The sequence below is a fragment of the Ligilactobacillus murinus DSM 20452 = NBRC 14221 genome (assembly GCF_001591685.1).
Taxonomy (GTDB): domain Bacteria; phylum Bacillota; class Bacilli; order Lactobacillales; family Lactobacillaceae; genus Ligilactobacillus; species Ligilactobacillus murinus.
This window is the reverse complement of the sequence record NZ_BCVJ01000072.1, coordinates 1-5600: the sequence shown is the minus strand read 5'-3', so window position 1 is coordinate 5600 and position 5600 is coordinate 1. Positions and strand designations below refer to the sequence as shown.

At 43.6% G+C, this 5600-nt stretch carries 5 protein-coding genes; all 5 read right to left on the bottom strand.

Annotated features, from left to right (window positions below; genetic code table 11):
- Positions 1 to 68: 68 nt before the first annotated feature.
- A complete protein-coding gene (locus LMU01S_RS09390; protein ID WP_056959024.1) occupies positions 69 to 2027 on the bottom strand; it encodes a PTS fructose transporter subunit IIABC in 1959 nt (652 codons plus the stop codon).
- Positions 2028 to 2047: 20 nt separating this feature from the next.
- Positions 2048 to 2962, bottom strand: a complete 915-nt coding sequence (pfkB, locus tag LMU01S_RS09385; RefSeq protein WP_056959023.1) for a 1-phosphofructokinase — start codon at positions 2960 to 2962, stop codon at positions 2048 to 2050.
- Positions 2962 to 3711 (bottom strand): DeoR/GlpR family DNA-binding transcription regulator, encoded by a 750-nt coding sequence (locus tag LMU01S_RS09380; protein ID WP_305775237.1) that lies wholly within the window; start codon positions 3709 to 3711, stop codon positions 2962 to 2964. Before LMU01S_RS09380 ends, pfkB begins: the two co-directional genes overlap by 1 nt.
- Before the next feature lie 212 nt (positions 3712 to 3923).
- Entirely contained in the window at positions 3924 to 5267 is a 1344-nt protein-coding gene (locus LMU01S_RS09375) for a PFL family protein (RefSeq protein WP_056959021.1), read from the bottom strand.
- Positions 5268 to 5278: 11 nt separating this feature from the next.
- Positions 5279 to 5545, bottom strand: a complete 267-nt coding sequence (locus LMU01S_RS09370) for an ACT domain-containing protein (protein WP_004050972.1) — start codon at positions 5543 to 5545, stop codon at positions 5279 to 5281.
- Positions 5546 to 5600: the final 55 nt, after the last annotated feature.

The following is a 5600-nucleotide window of genomic DNA, read 5'->3' as shown; positions in this document are numbered from 1 at the left end:
GGTTGACAAAGAGCCCAAAATACGGCGCAAGCACAGAGCTCACGCCGTATTCCTTATTTTAAATCAAATTAACCTTTATGTTCCTTTTTCCAGAAACCTAAGACCACACCTGCGATGATCGAACCGATCGCAACGGCTGCGATATAGCCAAGTGGGTTAGTTGCTAATGGCGTTACCCAGAAACCACCGTGTGGCGCTGGTACAGAAACATGCCAAAGGCCAACTAAAGCCCCACCGATCGCAGAACCCAAGACACATGATGGGATCACACGACCTGGATCAGCTGTAGCAAATGGGATCGCACCTTCTGTGATAAATGAGAACCCTAAGACCCAGTTAGAGATACCTGCACGGCGTTCTTGCTCTGGGAATTTATTAGGGAAGAAAGCTGTTGCGATCGCTGTAGCAAATGGTGGGATCATCCCGCCGACCATAACTGCCGCCATCAAAGTCGCAGCTACAACAGATTTAGGATCGTTAGCAAACGCACCGGAAGCAAAGACATAAGCAGCCTTGTTGAAAGGACCACCCATATCGATCGCCATCATCCCAGCTAAGACTAAGGTAAGCACGACTAAGTTACCTGTTCCTAAGTGGTTCAAGAAGTTTGTGATCCAGATATTGATCGTTGAGAAGATCGGGTTGATGATAAAGTACATGATCAAAGCGATGAACAACAACCCTAAGACTGGGTAGATCAACATTGGCTTCATACCTTCGACACTCTTAGGTAAGTGAGCACAAAGTTTCTTTAGGCCGACCATCAAGTAACCTGCGATGAAACCAGCTGCGATCCCGCCTAAGAAGCCAGCTGCGGATTTAGCATCAGCCATCACATTAGCTGTGTAAGCCCCGCCAAATGAACCACTGTAAACTGTTGCCATGAAACCACCAACAAAACCTGGCATCAAGGCTGGACGATCACCGATAGCTTCAGCGATGTAAGCAGCTAAAACTGGAACCATGAAAGCAAATGCCATATTACCAGCATTGTTCAAGAAGATGAAGGCTGGTGACTTAGCCCCACCCATGTATTGTTCGACGATAAAGGAGACCGCCATCAAGATCCCACCACCGATAACAAATGGTAACATGTGGGAGATCCCGTTCATCAATTGTTTATAGATATCGCCCCAAACAGAACCGGTCGAGTCGCTTTCTTCAGTTGCATCATTAGCACTTGCATGAAAGACTGGTGCTTTATCTTCTAAAACTTCATTGATCAATTTTTCAGGGTCTTTGATCGCATCGGTAACTGGTTTGTTGACCAAGTTCTTGCCATCAAAACGTGCCATTTCGACTTTCTTGTCGGCAGCCACGATAACACCTTTAGCGCGCTTGATCTCATCAGCTGTCAAACGGTGCTTGATACCTTCAGAACCGTTTGTTTCAACTTTGATGTCAACGCCCATCTTATCAGCTTGTTTTTTCAAATTTTCTTCCGCCATGTAAGTATGCGCGATCCCGTTTGGACAAGCTGTTACAGCTACGATGTATGGACGAGAATCATCAGCTGGTTTGTTAGCAGCTGCTTTTTCACGTTCTTCTTGCGCTTTATTTTCAGCTTCCTTTTGAGCAACTGCTTTAGCAAAGATGTCTTGGACCTTTTGTGGTGTGTCAGCTGCCTTCAAAGCATTGACTACATCTGGGTTCATCAAAACTTGGGATAAAGCTGCTAAAGCTTGTAAGTGGGTATTATCTCCACCTTCTGGAGCTGCGATCATAAAGAATAAGTGCGCTGGTTGGCCGTCCATTGATTGGTAATCGACCCCATTGACACTGCGCGCAAACATTACAGCTGGTTTCTTAACTGCTGTATCATGAGCATGTGGGATCGCGATCCCTTCACCCATACCAGTTGAGCTTTCAGCTTCACGTTTTAAGATATCTTTTTTGTATAATTCTTCGTCGTCGATGATACCTTTAACAAATAAGTTATGCACCATTTCATCGATAACTTCATTTTTGGTCGTAGCCTTAAGATCCATGATCATAAGGTCGGTCATCAATAAGTCACGAATGTCCATGTCTTACACTTCCTTTTTAATTATTTATATTCTTCGATCTCGATCATTGGTAAGATCTCATTGATCTTTTTAGCATCAGCCAAGTCTTCAGAAAAGGCTGTCGCAGACCCACAAGCTAAACCGTATCGGAAAGCTTCGAGTGGATCTTTAGTCTTAGCGTATGTTCCTGTAAAGCCACCGATCATAGAGTCACCCGCACCGACTGAGTTGATCACGGTGCCTTTTGGTGCGTATGAACGATAAACTTTATCTTTAGTGATCATCAAGCCACCATCGCCTGCCATCGAGATCAAGACGTGCTTAGCTCCCATTTCAAGTAATTTCTTACCATATTTAACGATATCGTCGATGCTATTTAGTTCTACCCCAAATAATTCAGCTAATTCATGATTGTTAGGTTTGACCACTAATGGATTTTCCGGCAAAGTCTTCAACAAGCTTTCACCGGTCGTATCGATCACAAATTGAGCACCTTTTTGACGGATGACTTTGATCAGATCAAAGTAAAAATCATCGCTCAAACTTGGAACTAAACTCCCGGCAAAGATCACCACGTCATCAGCGGTCAATTTATCGAATTGCGCTGTAAAAGCTGCGATCTCTTCTTTAGTCAATTCAGGTCCACGGCCGTTGATCTCAGTTTCTGCTTGGGCTTTGATCTTAACGTTGATCCGCGTATCAGCTTTGATCGGAGTAAAGTTCGTCTTAAGTCCTGTCTTTTCTAAACTTTCTTTAACAAATTCACCGGTAAAACCACCTAAAAAGCCCCAAGCTGTATTATCCAAGCCAAGTTCTTTCAAGATACGGGAAACATTGATCCCTTTGCCCCCAGGTAATTTATTGTCGTAATCCATTCGGTTGACTTCGCCTAAAGTTAGTTCATTTAACTGGACGATATAGTCGATCGAAGGGTTGACAGTTACTGTATAAATCATCAAAAATCCTCCTGAATCGTCGTTTGTTCGCAATAACGCGCTCTCACTGGTTGTGAAAGACTGCTGGTAATGATCGTGGCTTGCGAAAGTTCAGCTACTTTGACAAAGGAAACATTGTCAAACTTGCTTGGATCAGCCAAAACAAAACATTCTTCGCTTTGTTCTAACGCTGTTGTCTTGACAGCTGCCTCATCGGGATCAGGCGTGGTGAACCCATAACGAGGATGGATCCCATTGATACCCAAAAAAGCTTTATTAAACCGTAATTGTGTCAGTGAACTGACTGCTTTGACACCAATAATTGCTTTAGTAGTATTTTTCAACTCACCGCCGACCAAGATCGTACGCACGTTTTGATCAGCTAATAGCGAAGCATGCATAACTCCATTAGTCACAACCGTCAGTTCTGGCTTATTTAAATATGGGATCATCGCTAAAGTCGTCGTTCCCGCGTCCAAGTAGATTACATCTTCAGCTTCGACTAACTTTGCAGCTGCTTGGGCGATCGCCTCTTTTTGAGCCGTATTCTTCGATGCTTTGCCACTCATATCAAGTTCACGTTGGAGCGAATGCTTGATCTTGGCACCACCATGCACTCGGATCAACAAGCCCTTTTCTTCCAAAAGCTGAAGATCGCGCCGAGCCGATGACTCAGAACAATTAGTTTGTTTGCGGATCTCTTTAAGTTTAACGACATTATTTTCCTTTAACATCTGCAAAATATGCTGTTGTCTTTCCTCTGCAAGCACTTTCATTACACCTCCCAAATTATAATATCATCTGAACCAGCAAAAATCAATCATAAAAAGTCAAAAAGCGTCATTAAATTCCAAAAAAATTTAACATATTAGCTTGTCTTTCATGAAAAATTTTAAGTATATGTCTAAAAAATGCCGTTTTCAAATGGAAAACGGCATTTCATTTACAATTATTTGAAATTATATTCGGTCAAAAACAGTCATTAATTCTTAAAACTGTGGATCGGGGCTGGGATCAAGCCGCCACGAGCGATCATCGCAGCACTTGAAGCCTGATTGTATGGCATGATCGGAGCATGTCCCAGTAAACCACCAAATTCAACTTGGTCTCCGACTTTTTTACCTGGAACAGGGATCACCCGTACTGCGGTCGTTTTATTGTTGATCATCCCGATCGCAGCTTCATCGGCGATCATCGCACTGACAGTTGTGGCTGGAATATCACCTGGTAAAGCGATCATATCCAGCCCCACTGAACAAACTGCTGTCATGGCTTCTAGTTTATCCAAGGATAATGTTTTTGCTTCAACAGCAGCGATCATTCCCGCATCTTCAGAAACTGGGATAAAGGCACCAGATAACCCACCTACATGACTGCAAGCCATGATACCGCCTTTTTTGACTGCATCATTTAACATCGCCAAAGCCGCCGTTGTCCCATGAGTCCCGACTTGAGCAAGACCGATCTCTTCTAAGATCTGTGCAACTGAATCACCGACTGCTGGCGTCGGGGCCAAGGAAAGGTCCACGATCCCAAACGGTACATTTAACCGTTTGGCTGCTACACTACCGACTAATTGTCCCATCCGTGTGACTTTAAAAGCTGTCTGTTTGATCGTTTCTGCCACTTGATCGAGTGGTTGACCTTTAACATGTTCTAAAGCAGCTTTAACGACACCAGGCCCCGAGACCCCGACATTGATCACGACATCCGGTTCACTGACCCCATGAAAACCACCCGCCATAAAAGGATTATCTTCAACTGCATTACAGAAGACGACTAATTTAGCGTTGGTCATATAATCTAATTTAGCAGCCGTTGTGATGACTTCCCCCATTTGTTTGACTGCATCCATGTTGATCCCACTCTTGCTGGAACCGACATTGACTGAGGCACAGACCAAATTCGTTTGTGCTAATGCTTCGGGTAATGAGGCGATCAAGGTTTGGTCTCCTTTAGTCATCCCTTTTTGAACAAGTGCGGAAAAGCCACCGATAAAATCGATCCCTAATGTTTGAGCCGCCTTATCCAAAGTTTTAGCGTATTTGACATAATCTTTATCTTGGCTAGCCCCTGCAACTAAAGCGATCGGCGTCACCGCCACGCGTTTATTGACGATCGGGATCCCATATTCCATCTCGATCTGCTCAGCTGTCTTAACTAGATCTTTAGCTTTAGTAGTGATCTTATCGTAGATCTTTTGGCAAGCCACATCACTGTCGCTATCAATGCAATCCAGCAAGGAGATCCCCATGGTAACGGTGCGAACATCGAGATTTTGGTCAGATATCATGTGGATCGTTTCTAAAATCTTATCAAATTCCATGAATTTTCCTCCTATAGTTGATGCATTGCGCGATAAACTTCTTCATTGCGCAAATTGATCTCAACTTTCAAGGTCTGCCCCAATTCAGCAAGTTTAGCTGAGATAAGTTGCAGATCGCTTTGTTCTGGAACTTGGACCGCCATCATCATAGTAAAATGGCCTTCTAAAATAGTTTGACTAATATCGAGAATATTAATACCTTGTTCAGCCAAAAAGCGACTGACTTCAGCAACGATCCCGACCTTATCTTGACCAACAACAGTTAAGATAGCTTTCATTATGTATGCCCCCTATATATAACAGTGCGAAAGAACACGGGCAACTCCGTAGAAA